Origin of the sequence: Cloacibacillus porcorum (assembly GCF_001701045.1) — a bacterium.
Classification (GTDB): Bacteria; Synergistota; Synergistia; order Synergistales; family Synergistaceae; genus Cloacibacillus; species Cloacibacillus porcorum.
This window is the reverse complement of record NZ_CP016757.1, coordinates 2714378-2729065: the sequence shown is the minus strand read 5'-3', so window position 1 is coordinate 2729065 and position 14688 is coordinate 2714378. Positions and strand designations below refer to the sequence as shown.

General features: G+C 55.8%; 15 protein-coding genes. 8 read left to right on the top strand and 7 right to left on the bottom strand.

The window, feature by feature from the left end:
• Positions 1–30: 30 nt before the first annotated feature.
• Genes BED41_RS12410 through BED41_RS12400 form a run of 3 tightly spaced genes read right to left on the bottom strand, consistent with a single transcriptional unit; the run spans position 31 to position 1401 of the window.
• Complete coding sequence (locus BED41_RS12410) at positions 31–453, bottom strand: protease inhibitor I42 family protein (protein ID WP_066746822.1); 423 nt, start codon at positions 451–453, stop codon at positions 31–33.
• Between the two features lies 1 nt (position 454).
• Entirely contained in the window at positions 455–886 is a 432-nt protein-coding gene (locus tag BED41_RS12405; protein WP_066746818.1) for a protease inhibitor I42 family protein, read from the bottom strand.
• A gap of 8 nt (positions 887–894) precedes the next feature.
• Positions 895–1401 carry a nitroreductase family protein gene (locus tag BED41_RS12400; protein WP_066746815.1) on the bottom strand — a complete coding sequence of 169 codons (507 nt, stop codon included), beginning with the start codon at positions 1399–1401 and terminating at the stop codon, positions 895–897.
• A gap of 170 nt (positions 1402–1571) precedes the next feature.
• On the opposite strand from BED41_RS12400, the gene BED41_RS12395 reads away from it, so the two are divergent.
• From BED41_RS12395 to lsrF, 4 genes are read left to right on the top strand one after another with little or no spacing between them, the layout of a single operon-like run.
• The gene (locus tag BED41_RS12395) at positions 1572–1892 is read left to right on the top strand and encodes a VOC family protein (RefSeq protein ID WP_066746811.1); all 321 of its coding nucleotides are present in this window, start codon (positions 1572–1574) and stop codon (positions 1890–1892) included.
• A gap of 55 nt (positions 1893–1947) precedes the next feature.
• Positions 1948–2949: a dihydroxyacetone kinase subunit DhaK gene (locus BED41_RS12390; protein WP_066746808.1), complete on the top strand. Its 1002-nt coding sequence runs from the start codon at positions 1948–1950 to the stop codon at positions 2947–2949.
• 16 nt (positions 2950–2965) lie between these two features.
• Entirely contained in the window at positions 2966–3601 is a 636-nt protein-coding gene (gene dhaL, locus BED41_RS12385) for a dihydroxyacetone kinase subunit DhaL (protein WP_066746805.1), read from the top strand.
• 13 nt (positions 3602–3614) lie between these two features.
• A complete protein-coding gene (lsrF, locus tag BED41_RS12380; RefSeq protein ID WP_066746802.1) occupies positions 3615–4487 on the top strand; it encodes a 3-hydroxy-5-phosphonooxypentane-2,4-dione thiolase in 873 nt (290 codons plus the stop codon).
• Between the two features lie 617 nt (positions 4488–5104).
• Here the strand turns inward: lsrF and BED41_RS16660 are convergent.
• Positions 5105–5995 carry a LysR family transcriptional regulator gene (locus tag BED41_RS16660; protein ID WP_066746799.1) on the bottom strand — a complete coding sequence of 297 codons (891 nt, stop codon included), beginning with the start codon at positions 5993–5995 and terminating at the stop codon, positions 5105–5107.
• 96 nt (positions 5996–6091) lie between these two features.
• On the opposite strand from BED41_RS16660, the gene BED41_RS12370 reads away from it, so the two are divergent.
• The 4 genes from BED41_RS12370 to BED41_RS16535 all read left to right on the top strand — a co-directional run bounded on the left by BED41_RS12370 (position 6092) and on the right by BED41_RS16535 (position 10645).
• The gene (locus BED41_RS12370) at positions 6092–8254 is read left to right on the top strand and encodes a mechanosensitive ion channel family protein (protein ID WP_066746796.1); all 2163 of its coding nucleotides are present in this window, start codon (positions 6092–6094) and stop codon (positions 8252–8254) included.
• 144 nt (positions 8255–8398) lie between these two features.
• Entirely contained in the window at positions 8399–9403 is a 1005-nt protein-coding gene (locus BED41_RS12365; RefSeq protein ID WP_066746793.1) for a proline racemase family protein, read from the top strand.
• Positions 9404–9763: 360 nt separating this feature from the next.
• Positions 9764–9916 carry a hypothetical protein gene (locus BED41_RS16540; RefSeq protein ID WP_157102351.1) on the top strand — a complete coding sequence of 51 codons (153 nt, stop codon included), beginning with the start codon at positions 9764–9766 and terminating at the stop codon, positions 9914–9916.
• 579 nt (positions 9917–10495) lie between these two features.
• Positions 10496–10645 (top strand): hypothetical protein, encoded by a 150-nt coding sequence (locus tag BED41_RS16535; RefSeq protein WP_157102350.1) that lies wholly within the window; start codon positions 10496–10498, stop codon positions 10643–10645.
• 146 nt (positions 10646–10791) lie between these two features.
• Here BED41_RS16535 and amrS read toward each other — a convergent pair whose 3' ends face one another.
• From amrS to BED41_RS12345, 3 genes are all read right to left on the bottom strand, one after another.
• Complete coding sequence (amrS, locus tag BED41_RS12355) at positions 10792–11613, bottom strand: AmmeMemoRadiSam system radical SAM enzyme (RefSeq protein ID WP_066746788.1); 822 nt, start codon at positions 11611–11613, stop codon at positions 10792–10794.
• A gap of 1 nt (position 11614) precedes the next feature.
• Positions 11615–13006, bottom strand: coding sequence for an AmmeMemoRadiSam system protein A (gene amrA / locus BED41_RS12350; RefSeq protein ID WP_066746785.1), 1392 nt, complete (start codon positions 13004–13006; stop codon positions 11615–11617).
• 295 nt (positions 13007–13301) lie between these two features.
• Positions 13302–14489: an IS110 family RNA-guided transposase gene (locus BED41_RS12345; protein ID WP_229712273.1), complete on the bottom strand. Its 1188-nt coding sequence runs from the start codon at positions 14487–14489 to the stop codon at positions 13302–13304.
• Positions 14490–14688 lie beyond the last annotated feature (199 nt).

The window sequence follows — 14688 nt, the reverse complement described above, 5'->3', positions numbered from 1 at the left end:
GGAGCGGCGGGAGCGGTATTTCCGTTATATCTACAGCTGGCTTGGCAGCTTCACATACACGCAGCAGACGGCGTATGCCGCCGGCTTGCCCTCCCACGGGCGCGCGTACTTCAGGATGATGTGGTTGTGTCCGGTGGCGTTTGCGTGATAGCGCAGCCGCTCCCTTCCCTCGGCGCCGGGCATGGCCGCGGCTGGAGGGTCATAGGTGCGCGAGACGAAGGAGATCGCCGTGGGCAGTCCGTCGTAGTCGATCCATGTATAGCCGGTAGAGGGGTTAGCCGCAAGCGAAATCTCAAAGTCGTCGTTGAGGAAGGTCTCTGCTTCCAGATAGCGGATGTCGGTTGCCTCCGTCACGGGAAAGGGCATAACCATCGCATGACGTCTCTCCGCCTGTGCGCGGCCCGCGGAAAAAAGCAGCGTCAACGCGCAGAGAGCGACGATAAATCTATACATCCTACTTTAGCCTCACATTCAGACTGAATATTACATATATCAGCGGAGCCTCGTCGCCGGGGCGCGCGTAGCGGAAGATGATCCTGTTGCGTCCGGTGGAGGAGGCGTGAAAGCTCCTGGTCTCGACCGCCGTCGGCGTCACGTCGGGCGATACCGCCTGCCTCTGGGTACTCGACACCGAGATGAGAGAGCCCCCCGGAGGCAGGGAATTATAGAGGCTCCACGAATAGCCCGGCAGCGCGGGGGCTTCGAGCGTGAGCGTGAAGTCTCCGTCAAGCTCCGCCTCAATCGCGGTCTCCCTGACGTCGGTGCTGGCGGTCGTTGGAAGCGGCCTCTCCGTTATATAACGCCGCGCCGCCTCCGCGCCGCTTGCCGGGAAGGCGAGCAGAGCGACGGCCGCAAGTATAAATAATCCCCTCCCGGCAGCTTTCACCTTACCGGCTATTCCTTCCAGCAGCCGATGTGGAGTATAGAAGAATCCACGCCTCTGTGCGGCTCCTTTTCCTCGGCGGCGTGTCCGATCACGGCGATGCCGCAGACCTCCACGCCCTTCGGTACCTTGAGCGCCTCGCGCACCTGCGGCTCCTTCGCGGGGCGCGCGTATACGCCGTACCAGAGAGAGCCGAGCCCCATCTCCGTCGCAGCGATCAGGATATTCTCCATTGCCGCGGAACAGTCCTCAAGCCAGGCGCCCTCCTGGTCGTAACCCCGGCGGTCGGCGCAGACTGCGATGGCCCACTGACCCTCGATAAAGGGCTCCTTTTGTGCCACCTTTTCCGCGAAGCGCGCCATCGCCTCTTTATCGAGCAGGATGAAACGCACTGGACGCCTGTTCATCGCGCTCGGTGCGGCGGCTCCCGCTTCGACGATCCTCATCGCGCTGTCGGCGGAGACCTTTTCCTCCGTAAACTTCCGAATGCTCCGGCGTTTCATGATTGCAGAAACCATATCGATCACTGTCCTTTTCTCTATCGGTTTTTCATCTCCATTATATACAAAACAGGGAAAAAATGCCTGGCGGCGGCAAAAAAGTGAGGTACGTAATAATACTGCTATGTTAAAATATAGGAACAGCGAATATACACCAGCAGCGCAAAATGACGAAGGAGGACTATGCAATGGCACAGTACATGCACCTTGGCGTTCCGGTGAAGACGCCGCAGCCCAATGAAGTATACTCCCCGGAGATGAAGCTTTTCCTTACCGACCCGAAGGACCACCCCTATCAGTACGAATGCCTGCGCTTCGAGCCGGATTCGACGATGCCGGAAGATCTTAAAAACTATCCACATGTGGCCTACAAGGTCGACGACCTCAATGGAGAGCTTGCGAAATGCGAGAAGATCGTCCTGCCCGTGACGCCGGTCGACGAAAAGACGAAAATCGCCTTTGCCTGGCGCGACGGAGTCCTATTTGAACTGATGGAGTGCGCGGACTAAGCCGCGAACGCCGCCGCAGGGAACGAAACTTAGGCTAAATAGGAGGAAACGTAAAATGGCAATGAAGAAATTTATCAACAATTCCGAGACGCTCACCAAAGAACTGCTCAAGGGTATGGCGCTTGCCTTCCCCGATAAGATCGAGGTTCGCGAGAATAACCTCGTCATCAACAAGAACATGGAAAAGGCCGACCGCGTCCACATCGTTACCCTCGGCGGCGCGGGGCATGAACCCGCGCTCTCAGGCTTTGTCGGCGACGGTATGTTCGACATCTCCGTCGTCGGCGACGTTTTCGCCGCCCCCGGACCGGCCGCCTGCTTTGAGGCCCTCTCCCTCGCCTCGGCTCCGAAGGGCGCGCTCTTCGTCGTGCTCAACCACGCGGGAGACATGATGGCCGCCGAAATGACGATGGAACAGGTGGAGGACGCTGGGATCAAGGTGGCGCGCGTCACGACGCAGGAGGACATCTCCAACGCGCCGCGCTCCGACTCCGACAACCGCCGCGGCCTCGTAGGCTGCATCCCCCTCGCGAAGGTCGCGGGCGGAGCCGCCGGTATGGGCAAGGATCTTGAAGAGGTCCGCGCAATCGCGCAGAAGTTCGCCGACAACATGGCGACGATCGCCGTCGCCTGCCGCGGCGCGACGCATCCCGCCAACGGCGCGGAGATATCGCGCTTCGGCGAGGACGATATGGAGATCGGCATGGGACAGCACGGTGAGGGCGGCGGCGGACGCATGACGATGAAGAGCGCGCGGGAGACCGCGGCGATCATGACCCAGGCGCTGCTTGACGACCTCTCCATTAAAGAGGGCGAAGAGGTCATGCTCATCGTCAACGGCTCAGGCGCGACGACGCTCATGGAACAGCTCATCGTCTTCAAGGACTGTGTCGAATACCTCAAAGGCAAGGGCGTCAAAGTCGTCGCCTCGCACGTGGGTGAGCTGCTTACCGTCCAGGAGGCGGCGGGCTTCCAGCTCTTCATGGCGCGCATGGACGGAGAACTGCTCAAATATTGGAAGGCCCCCTGCGACACGCCCTACTACACGGTGAAATAGGGCGGCGCGCGTGGTAATGGAAAAACTTACATACGGACGCTTCGTAAAGATGCTCGGCTGCGCGGCCTCGGCGATCACAGAGGCGAAAGACGAGCTGACGGAGCTTGATTCACAGATAGGCGACGGCGACCACGGAACGACGATGGTCAAGGTGATGGAGACGGTAAAGGTTACAGCCGAGGGCTATCAGGGGGGCGACTTCAAGGGAATGCTCTCGGCCGTCGGCATGGCCGTCCTCAACATGGGCGGCGGGGCGACCGTGCCCCTCTTCGGCTCGCTCTTCTCCGGCATGGCGCGCGCCGTCCCCGAGGGGGCGGCTGAGCTGACGAAGGAGCAGCTTGCGGAGGCCTTCAAGAGCGGCGAGGCGCGGCTTTTGAAATTCTCCAAGGCCCCACTCGGAGGCAAGACCATGGTCGACGCGCTGACCCCCGCAGTCGCGGCCTTCGCGGACTACGGCGGCGCAGACATCGCGGCGGCGCTTGAGGCGGCCCGTCTCGCGGCGCATGAGGGCTGCATGAAGACGAAAGATTATGTGGCGCACTTTGGCCGCGCCAAGAACCTCGGCGAACGCGCGCTGGGCATACCAGACCCCGGCTCGGTCTCCGTTTCGATCATATTCAAGGCCTTCGCGAAATCGGCGGCCGAGGAATGAGGAGAGTCTTAAAATGGTAGACAAAATAGGAAACATCCTGGCGAAAGACTACGGCCTCGACAGGCCGGTGGAGCAGAAGAGCTTCTACGTCAAGGGGGCGGAACACTGTGACTGGGGCATGAAAGACCGCCTCGCGCGTATCTTCGACCCCAAGAGCGGACGCACCGTCATGCTCGCCTTCGACCACGGCTACATCATGGGGCCGACCGCGGGGCTTGAGCGCCTCGACCTTGCCATCCCTCCGCTCGCGCCATACGCCGACGTGCTGATGGCGACGCGCGGGGCGATTAAGAGCTGCGTGCCGCCGACCTTCAACAAGGCGATTGCGCTGCGCTGCACCACCGACACCAGCGTGCTGCACGAAGACCTGAGCTACGGCCATGTTGGTGTGGACGTGGAGGACGCCATCCGTCTCAACGCCTCCTGCATCGTCGTCCAGACCTTCGTCGGCTCCAAAAACGAGGTCGGTAGCTTCAAAAATCTCAGCGATATGATAAACGCTGGTAACCGCTACGGCATCCCCGTGATGGGCGTCACCGCCGTCGGCAAAGAGATGGAGCGCACCAAGCGTTACTTCCAGCTTGCGACGCGCATACTCGCCGAACTTGGCGCGCAGGTGATCAAGACCTACTACTGCGAGGGGTTTGAGGAGGTCACCGCGGCCTGTCCCGTGCCGATCGTCATCGCGGGCGGCAAAAAAACGCCGGAGAAAGAGGCGTTGGAGATGGCCTATAACGCCATCCGGGACGGCGCGGCGGGGGTGGACATGGGACGCAACATCTTCCAGTCTGAGAACCCCGCGGCGATGCTGCAGGCCGTGCGCGCCGTAGTGCACGAGAACGCGAGCGCCAAAGAGGCGTATGATCTGTTCTTGTCCCTGAAATAACGGAAATCGGCGTTTATAAGCACGATTTGCGTCATAACTTCGGGCTCTGGCATCCTCACCGTATGAAGATACGGTTCCGGTACCAGAGCCCAAAGTTATTTAGCAACTCGCACTTCTGATGAACAAACTAAGCGAATCACACAAAACGCAAAAATCGGCGTTTTGGTTCTCTGCTTATAAACGCCGATTTCCTTCTGGTGGGGGAAGAGGTAAATAGCGATGTTTTTTTGGAGCCCTCTTTGAGGGAGCTCCCCGCGAAAGCGGGGTGAGGGAGTTTTGACCTTATGTTCTCCCGCGGCTTTTGCCACGGGCTCTGTATGGCGCGGTTTCCGTACTAAACAGAGCAACACTCCTTCCGTCTTGCCGCAAAGACGGCGGCGATCCACCTTCCTCAGAGAGGAAGGCTTTAAGAAAAAACCTCCGTTTATCATCGATAGGACAGAAGCTAAATCGTTATTTATCTCTCCCCCATCCATAGGAAATCGGCGTTTAGACGTGCTGGATGCTAAATAACTTACCCCCTGAGTACCGGAGCCGTATCTTCATACGGCGAGGACGCTCAGGGGGTAAGTTATGACGCAGACGGCGCGTATAAACGCCGATTTACGTGGGGTTAGTTAGATACCGCGTATACTGCCGTCCGGGGCGACCATCTTTTTGACGTATTCGATGAAACGGCGGCTCGCGGGGGAGGCCTCCGCGAAGGAGGGGAGGCAGAGGGCGATGTCGCGGTATACCTCCGGTTCAAGGGGCAGCGTAACGGAGCGTTCTTTGTAACTCTGCATGACCAGCTCGGGGAGGATGCTGACGCCGAGGCCGTTTTCGACCATCGAGAAGACGGTGTGGTCGTCGTGCGAGGTGAATTTTATGTTCGGAGTGATGGCGTATTTTTTCAGCAGCCGGTTTGTATCGTAGTCGAAGCCGCGCGTGACGAGGATGAAGTCGACGCCGTTGAAGGCCTCGAGGGGGAAGGATTTTTCTCTTTCCAGCGGATGTCCCTTCGGCAGGATGGCGAGGAAGGGGTCTTTTTTCAGTATCAGCCGGTCGAAGCTGCGGCCCGGCTGCACGCTCATAAAGGTGAGGTCCACAGAGCCCTCTTCGAGAGCCTCCTCGAGAGCGCTGATGCCGCCCTCAGTGATGTCAATGTTGATGTTGGGATAGTCCTGCTGAAAGCGTCTAATGATCTTCGGCAGCCAGTGTATGGCGATGCTTGTAAAGGAACCGATGCGCAGCGTGCCGCAGATGAGGCCGTTGATGGCGCTGACGGTCTGGCCGAGGCTCTCGTTCCACTTCGCGATCTCGCGCAGAAAAGGCAGGACCCGTTCGCCCTCTGTGGTAAGGCTTACGCCGTCTCGTCCGCGCATGAAGATGCGGAAGCCGAACTCCTCTTCCACTCCCTTTATCATGTGGCTTACGCCGGACTGCGTATAGCCGAAGCTCTCGCCCGCTTTGGTGAGGTTACCGCATTCGGCGGCCTTGATGATGACTTCGTATTTTCTGGTATCCATATGGCCCCTCCAATCGCCGTCCGGCGTTATTATCTTTTGCGGCGTTTGCCTATATAATAATATACTAAGACGTATAAAGAGGGCAGGGTAAAGCAGATGAATCTCCGTAAAAATGGTCTTTATCTTTTTTTGACCGCGCTTATTTTTTCGTTCTTTATGGGGCGGGCGAATGCCGCCACCCTTGCCGATATCCGCGAAGAGCTGGCGCGTTATCAGACGGAGCCGGCGGCACGCGCCGCGCAGATCGTGCGCGATTTGCGGAGGGTGCGTGATATCGAAGAGGGGCTCGCGCGGCAGTATGATATCCCTGTCTCCGAGGTACTCAGATATGAGTACGAGCTGAATGGGATTATCAATACCTATTACAGCATCCATTTTCTTCAGAAGCGTGTCGGTACTGACAATAATTTCATTCTCGACGACGCGCGGCTGAACGAGCTGGCAGCCGCGAAGCCGCCCTATCCCTTCACCTTTTACCTGAACGTCATTGAGGATATTGACAACTGCCGCCAGTCTTTTTTGAGCTGGCAGGAGAATCTCGCGCGCTACCGAGAGAACCTGCGCAGCCTCAGCGAGAGGAAGGGAGAAATCGAGAAGGAGTACCGCCTCTGCCGCGAAAAGAGCTCCCTCTCGACGGAGAACCGCCTCAAGTATAATTTCGCGCTGCTGATAATCAAGGCGAAGCTTGAACATTGCTACGCCGATTATACCTTCTATGAAAGCAGTATGAAGATCGCGATGCAGGAATCCTCGGAGCTGAAAGAAAAGCTTGATACGCTGGAGCCGATCATCAAAAATGTGCGCGAGAACCTCGACTTTTCACAGGAGGATTTCTCCCTTCTTGACTCAAAGGTTGACGCGAAGGTGCGGCTGTTGGATAGCACCTTAGTCATGCTCAACGACAAGTTCGACCGCCTTAGCGAGGCTCGCCGCCGCGTTGAATTCCAGACTGATTTTGCCAAATATTGGATACCGACGGAACAGAAGCTGGTGGAAGATGAGACGCTGCTCGTCCTAGACCTTGTCGAGATATGGTCCGCGACACGGCTTACATGGCGTTCGATGGATGACCTGCTCTCCGGCAAACTGACGCTTAAGGAACGCCGTGATCTGCAGGGACGGACGAATGCGCTGTTCGAACAGTGCCGTGTGAACCTGAAGTTTGTCAATGAGGATCTGCAGGATCTGCGCCGGGTGGCCCAGGAGGTGACGCGGCGCTTTGGCGAGGACGGCTGGCTCAAGACAAAAGAAGAAATATCAATGCGTAACGAGTTCCGCGCGAATATCGACGCGCGGATGAACCGTTATCTCTCATATATTATGATGCTGGGCGAGATGTCAGGGCAGTTTGAGATACTGCTTGCGGAGACGGAGCGTATGATCGGTGAGGCCAACACCGATGACAAGATCGAAAGTATTTGGCGTGACAACGTCGGCGGCCTGCTGGACATGGAGGTATGGAGTATCGACGATTACCCGATCACAGCGAAGAAGCTCAGCCTCGCGCTGATAATCTTTCTCTTCGGCCTGCTCGTGACCCATTACGCCGTGGCGCTCACGCGGCGACACTTTGAGAGAAGATCTGAGCATATAAGCCGCCACAGCTCGCTGCTGATCCAGAATATCGTCTTCTATTTAGGCCTTATCGTCTCTTTCCTGATAACGCTGTGGATGCTGCATATCCCACTGACGGCCTTCGCCTTCATGGGCGGCGCGGCGGCGATCGCTATCGGTCTCGGTACACAGAAGATCATGGGAGATACCCTCTCCGGCATCCTGCTGCTCTTTCAGAGGAAGCTGCGCATCGGCGACGAGGTGGTCATCGGGGATACGCACGGCATCGTAGCCGAGATAACGCTGCAGAACACAGTCCTCGTCTGCCAGCAGTCGCGTCACCTGATAATCCCCAACAGTAAGGTACTGGAGAGCCCCGTGCTGAATCTGACGCTGAATAATTCGCTGTCGCGCACGGAGATAAGTGTTTCGATCGGCTATGACAGCAACGTTTCACAGGCGATGGGCATCATCCGCGAGGTCCTCAGCGAAAATCCGAACGTCCTGAAGACGCCTCCCTTCCGTATCATCCTTTCGGAGTTCGAGGACAGCGCGATAAAGTTTACCGCCTTCTTCTTCATCGACCTCAGCAACGTCTTCGAGTCAAACGTGCAGAGCGCCGTGCGCATGAGCATCCTGGAGGCCTTCCGCGAGCATAATATCGAGATCCCCTTCCCGCAGACGGAGGTCAAGATCAAGGAATAGTGTTTTTGTAGTTACTATCTGAATATTTAAGCTTGATTTATAATATAAATTTCTTATTAAATTAAAAGTAACCTACGGTTGCTAAATTCTTGCCTCTCTGTTACTATAAGAGTAATTTCGGAGACAACAGGGAGAGATGAAAGTATGAAAATCGGCAAAATGGTCGCCGTAGTAGACTCACACACATGCGGAGAGCCAACCCGTATCGTCATCGGCGGCGCGCCGATTTTCCGCGGTGCCTCGATGGCGGAGAAGTGGGTTGACTTTCGCCACAACCACAATGATTTTCGCCGCTTTATAATGACGGAGCCGCGCGGCCACGCCGATATGTTTGGCGCAATTATGGTGCCGCCAGTACACGAGGAGGCGGACACCGGCGTCATCTTCTGCGACTCTGGCGGCAGCGTCTCTATGTGCGGCCACGGCTCGATCGGCCTCGCCTCGGCGATGGTGAATCTGCAGATGGTTCAGGTCTTTGAGCCCTATACCTACGTTAAACTCGACACTCCTGTGGGCCTCGTCACGCTTAAGGTCGAGGTCGTAAATGGCGAGGCGGTCAGCGCGACACTGCAGAATGTCCCCTCTTTCGTATACGCGCGCGGCCTCGACCTCTTTCTTCCATCGCTGGGGCGTACGGTGAAGTTTGATGTCTGCTTCGGCGGCAGTTTTTTCGCGATCCTGGATGCCGCGGACTTCGGCCTTGACCTGGTGCCGCATGAATCCGCACGCCTGATCAAGCTCGGCGTCGAGGTGATGGAGGAGGCCAACAGGCAGCATACGGTGCGCCATCCGCAGATACCGGTGAATAATAAGATTCTGCTCGCGGAATTTGGCCTGCACCGGGAGGGGGAGCATGCCCGCAACTGCGTCGTTTTCGGCACCTGCAACGTGGACCGTTCGCCCTGCGGCACCGGCACCTGTGCCAAGATGGCGTTGCTCGCCGACAAAGGCGAACTCTCGCCCAATGAGCCCTTTTTCCACGAGAGTATCCTCGGTACCCTCTTTGAGGGGCATTACGAGGAGGGGCCGATGATCGGGGATCACCGCTCGATTATCCCCTTTATCAAAGGCAGCGCGAACATCATCGGATTCAACTGGCTTATCAGCCATGAGAGCGATCCTTTGCTTCCTGGTTTTCTTCTCCACTGATCGAATGGGCAATATTGCGTAATTTCTCCGTGAAAGCGGCTCCAGCGGGCAATGACCTTCCCTCGCGCCGGAGCTGCTGTACTTTTTATATCAAGTTTATGTAAATATTTATATAAAAAAATAACTGTTAGAATGTAATTATCGATTCCCGCGCCAAAAACCGCCGCTGATATTGGCCTGTGCCATATATTGCCGGAGGCTGGCTTGTTAAATGCCGATAAAACCACTTGGGCACAGGCTTTTTCCCTCTAGGTAAAATTACGTATCAGAAGCGAAATAGAGAAATGTTTTGATTTACTTATCTATCGCCTCTTGGCTATACTCTGCGCACGTTGAAGGCAGACGAAGGGGGTAGTGGCAATGCAGTTAGGTGAGATAATTCTGATGAGTACGATGGGAATTACGGCACTGGTCTCCGCCGTATTCTCACTGTATATGCTGAAAGTGACGATTTGGAGCGAGCCAGCCGGAGCAGCGGCCCCTCGGGCTGAGGGAGAGAGAGCCGGCTGCTAAATATATCCCTCCCTAGGGAAAGAGGCGGCCCTTGCGGCCGCACTTTTTTGTGTGGTTATACATGATATTTTTTCATGTTTTATATTTATTTTTGTCGTTTTACTAATCTATATAGGGCTGGTATTATCTAACCATAAGGAACAGATAATTCATAAATAATAAAATTCAGCGATATAAGAGGAGGTCGTCACAATGACATTTGCGGAGATCATGTTGATAGCACTTACCGCCTTTACGGCGGCTGGCAGCTTTTGTTTTGCGGCAGTGATGGCGGTGCGTGAAATATGGGGCGGCAGTCACTGTGATGAAAAGAGTCCGGGATGGCAGGTGTGCGGAGGCAGCTGCATTCAGTTTGACGTCTGTCTCCGCGCGGCGGATTTTGCTCCTCCTTTCTTTAGAATAGGCGTGCCGGAGGTTTCTCCGCCGCCTTTTTTTATCTCCACAGACATGATATTTTTTCATGTTACATATCTATTTTTGTCGTTTTACTAATCTATGAGGGACTGATATTATTAATGCCATCAGGAACGGCCGATTCCGAAGAGTTTAAATATAGTACATCTTGAGGAGGTTGTCACAATGGCGTATGGAGAAATGTTTATGTATGGGATCACCGTCTTTACAGCGGTAGGCAGCCTTGTCTTTGCGGTTGTTATGGAAATTGGCGAAGTTTGGCGCGATTACGGAAAAGAAAAAGAGGGCGCGAAGGTAGCCGCGAAGGCGATGTAAGAGCTTTGCGCGTTATATAAAAGAAAGAGTTTACGAGTCTGTCCCCACTCACAGACTATACCCTCTCCCTTTAGATAGGTGCGGCAGGATTTACCTGCCGCACTTTTTGTATGCCCTGCGCAAAGACGGAACATGTATTTTTTGTGCTAGATGTTTCCCATGACGACGGTGTCGAGCCGTTTCGCCGCGATTTCCGCCAATCGGCGCAGTAGCGCCGTCTCCGTGGGTTTTCTGTTGCTCATGAGCCTGCGGGGGAAGAAGCGTGTGAGGTGGAGGGGGATCTTCCTGTCAACGGAGGCGATCCAGGCGGAAAGCGCCGCCATTTCATCGTCGCCGTCGTTTTCTCCCGGTACGATGAGGGTCGTCAGTTCGACGTGGGCTTTGGAGGCGGCTGTCTTTATGAACTCTTTTACCGACTCCAGGTTGCCGCCGAGTTTCCTGTAGTATTCGTCTGTGAAGCCCTTGAGGTCGATGTTATAGGCGTCAATGTAGGGCAGCAGTTCAGAGAGCGTCTCCGCCGAGACGGAGCCGTTGGTGACGGCGGCATTTTTCAGCCCGCGCTTTTTTACTTCGGCGGCGCTGTCGCGCACAAATTCCCAGCCGACGAGCGGTTCGTTGTAGGTGTAGGCGACCCCGATGTTCCCGCGGCCGCGCAGTTCGTCGGCGAGCGCGGCGAGTTCCGTCGGAGAAATACTGCGGGTTGGGACGCCCCCCTCTCCCGCGCCCGCGATCTCGTAGTTCTGGCAGAAGGGGCAGTCCATGTTGCAGCCGAAGGTGCCGACAGAGAGAATGAGGCTGCCGGGGTGGAATTTCACAAATGGTTTTTTCTCCACCGGGTCGAGCGCCGCCGAGGTAATCTTCCCGTAGCTCACGCTGACGCTGCGCCCTCCGGTATTCCGCCGCGCGCGGCAGAAGCCGGTTTCGCCCTCTTCGAGCGGGCAGCGCCGGAAGCATACGGGGCAATTTATCCTAGTGATGGCGTACCACCTCGAATCTTTCGAGTTGGACCTTGTCGTTCGCGCCGATGCCCGCCTTTTTCTTTGCGATGGAGATCTGTTCTTCCACGCTGTCCACGCCCTCGAGGTTGGGCAGCAGCAGGCCGCGGCGGCCTCCCTTTGTGACGATTACGCCGTAGCGTTTCACGTCGAGTTTGGCGGCGGAGTCTATCTTTTCCGTCTCGCCGAGGATATCGACGCTGTAGACCAGCTTCGCGAGCTCCTCTTTTTCTACGGGGTCAAAGCGCGGGTCCGCCGTCGCCGCGCTGACGGCGTTGTTGATAATCTCACTCGCCACTGAGGGGGCGGTGGGCGCGATGGTGCCGATACAGCCGCGCAGCCTTCCCTCTTTTTTAAGCGATACGAAGGCTCCTGCGCGGTGGGAGAGCATCTCCTCAGGAAGTCCCGCCGGTACGGCGATCTTTTCGCCGCCGGTGACGTATGCTTCGACCGCCGCCCGTGCGAGTCGGACGTAAGCGTCCTCTTTTTCTTTCAGCGCCGCTAACTCCGTGCGTTCTTTTTTCTCGAATTCGGCGAGCAGTCGGCGCTTTTCATCCGGCCCCGCCGCGTGAAAGGTGCAGACGCCGTAGCCGACGCCGAAGGGCCCCTCGTAGGAGAGGCGCTTTGCCTCCACCTCCGTACCGTCGAAGCATCCCGCCATGATGACGAAGGCGCGGTGGCCGCATTCTCCCGCGCTGTCGCAGAACCCCTCGGAAAAGTTGAAGAGCTCGCCGAAATCGCCGTTCCCCATCACTGCCATGATACGCTCGTCGTAAAGTGGACCGCTGGGGTTGAATCCGTATGGTCCATCCTCTTTGAGCCGGTGCGAAAGGTCGCCGCTGGCGATGACCGCCGTCCGCCGCCCGAGCCTCTCAGATGTCTCCTTTATGAGCATGCCGAGGCGGTAGTGTTCGGCGAGCGAAAGGCCGGAGAGCGCGGCGCGCACAACTTTTGCCTTTATCCCGCCGCAGGCCTCGGCGAGAAAATGGAGCGGCACAAGCGTTGCGTGGTCGAGCTCTCTGTTCCGCTCTCCGAGCCTTCCCGCCGCCAGTCCGGTATTTGCCGCCGCGGCTTCAAGTTCCCGGACAAATTCCTCGTCGTAGTCCACGGAGAGGGAGACCGTTGGCGCGCCGAAGCGCGCGAAACTGCCGGAGGCGCGCTCGCCGGGAGAGATGTGGAAGTAGTCGCCGTAGAGGGTGGAGTGCGGCGATATGACGACCACAGTGTCGGGCGCGGAGTCCGCGACGAAAGCGGCGGCCTCCCTATATGCCTCGATTGTCTTTATGATGGTCCGCTCCTCTCCGCGCCCAACCTCCGGTATTATGAGCGGCGGGTGCGGAACCATGATTCCTGCCGTAATTCCCATCTTTATCTCCTCCGATCTTTTGCCGGATTTTCGGCTGTTTTATGTATAACTTTGCCGTTATGCGTTAAGATATTTAAAATTATACACCGCCGCGGAGCGGCCCGCCCCGAGAGTATACGGGGATATCTTAAAATTGGCTCTTGGTTTAAGACTGACTATACGAAGTCAAGAGGAAAGTAACAAAAAAGAGTAAAAGAACTAGGAAAACATCGTACCTTGACAAAAGCATACAGAAATTGACCTCTTCCCAAGCCAGAAGTCAGAAACGAGAAGTAGTTTGTGATGGCATCCTAAATCAGGCAGCCATTGAAACGAATACCTCGTTTGTATAAAGCATGTGGAATATAACGCGTATGAGTTTTTTTGAAAGATGTCCCAAAGCGACAAAGTAATGTTTTCCCTGGGCAATCTTGTGCTCCATATAGTTTCGAAAGTCACGGCAGTGGATAGAACAGAGCCTTGCCGCCTGCATCAGAGACCAGCGCAGATATGTCGAACCGTGTTTGACCATAGGCGTGTTCGCCGCGTTGAACTTGCCGGATTGATATGTGGACGGGTCAAGTCCAGCGAAGGCCTGAAGCTGGTCAGGTTTTTTGAAGCGTCGTATATCGCCTATCTCCGCAAGTATGACGGCGGCGGTACGAAAGCCAATACCAGGAATCGTCAGCAGCGGCGTATTTATTTCAGCGACCATAGCCGCGATCTGTCTGTCCAAAAACGCGATCTGTCGTTTAAAGAAACGTATCTGCTCAATGACCTGAGAGAGTTCTAAAGAAAGAGCCTTGCTTGTTCTGGCAATAGAATTCTTCGCCATTGATTTTATTGCCTCAGCCTTTTCTCTCCCATACCTGCCCTTTGATGCGTAACGCAGGATATTTGTCAGCCGGTCGATGCGACACGCGGCAATCATATCCGCCCCCGGCAGTTCTGCCATAAGCGCCAGTGTAGACGCCTGCCCCGTTCTGAGCCCTAAAGAGGGCAGTTCTGGAAAAAGCAAGTCGACCATTCTGGACATGGAAACCTTTGATCTGCTGCAAATGGCAACTAGCCTGTGCCTGTGGCGTGTAAGAGACTTTAGCTCCTGAATCTGGTAAGATACAGTGACAGGACTTGAGACTTCTGACATCAGTATCCCCGCGATACATTTTGCGTCGGCCTTGTCTGTTTTTGTTCTGCGCAGTGAAATTGCCTGTCGATAAAGCTTCACGCGCAAAGGGTTGAACACCACGGGTTGAAATCCGCTGGAACGGAGGAAAGCCACAAGGTTTGCGCTGTAATGTCCGGTAGCTTCAAGTCCTGTCCTTATCTGAGAAGAGTCTGCGCTCTTTCCGGAAACAGCCGAAATGGCGGCAATGAGCTTTGAAAAACCTTCCTTGTCGTTCGAAAAGGAGAAAGACTCCCGCAGACACGTGCCAGAATCGCCAAGAATGCAGCAGTCATGCTTATCCTTGGCAACATCAATACCAACATAAATCAAGACCATCCCCACTTTCAAAAAGAAACAGCACGCTGGGAAACCACATACTTTTTACCAACGGATCCTCGTTATATATAAACCGTCGAAGCGGTATCTGACTAATCACCGGTCAAGTAAAAAGCTGTGGCTGGAGCCTTTAGGAAACCGTCTATGCGGTAGGAGGTTATACCAGCCCACAGCGTCTGTATGTTTTGTACAAGAACAA

Coding starts and splice junctions, on each gene's coding strand:
- BED41_RS12410 (WP_066746822.1), bottom strand. CDS start 453: ATGTATAGATTTATCGTCGCTCTCTGCGCGTTGACGCTGCTTTTTTCC.
- BED41_RS12400 (WP_066746815.1), bottom strand. CDS start 1,401: ATGGTTTCTGCAATCATGAAACGCCGGAGCATTCGGAAGTTTACGGAG.
- BED41_RS12395 (WP_066746811.1), top strand. CDS start 1,572: ATGGCACAGTACATGCACCTTGGCGTTCCGGTGAAGACGCCGCAGCCC.
- BED41_RS12390 (WP_066746808.1), top strand. CDS start 1,948: ATGGCAATGAAGAAATTTATCAACAATTCCGAGACGCTCACCAAAGAA.
- dhaL (WP_066746805.1), top strand. CDS start 2,966: ATGGAAAAACTTACATACGGACGCTTCGTAAAGATGCTCGGCTGCGCG.
- lsrF (WP_066746802.1), top strand. CDS start 3,615: ATGGTAGACAAAATAGGAAACATCCTGGCGAAAGACTACGGCCTCGAC.
- BED41_RS16660 (WP_066746799.1), bottom strand. CDS start 5,995: ATGGATACCAGAAAATACGAAGTCATCATCAAGGCCGCCGAATGCGGT.
- BED41_RS12370 (WP_066746796.1), top strand. CDS start 6,092: ATGAATCTCCGTAAAAATGGTCTTTATCTTTTTTTGACCGCGCTTATT.
- BED41_RS12365 (WP_066746793.1), top strand. CDS start 8,399: ATGAAAATCGGCAAAATGGTCGCCGTAGTAGACTCACACACATGCGGA.
- BED41_RS16540 (WP_157102351.1), top strand. CDS start 9,764: ATGCAGTTAGGTGAGATAATTCTGATGAGTACGATGGGAATTACGGCA.
- BED41_RS16535 (WP_157102350.1), top strand. CDS start 10,496: ATGGCGTATGGAGAAATGTTTATGTATGGGATCACCGTCTTTACAGCG.
- amrA (WP_066746785.1), bottom strand. CDS start 13,006: ATGGGAATTACGGCAGGAATCATGGTTCCGCACCCGCCGCTCATAATA.
- BED41_RS12345 (WP_229712273.1), bottom strand. CDS start 14,489: ATGGTCTTGATTTATGTTGGTATTGATGTTGCCAAGGATAAGCATGAC.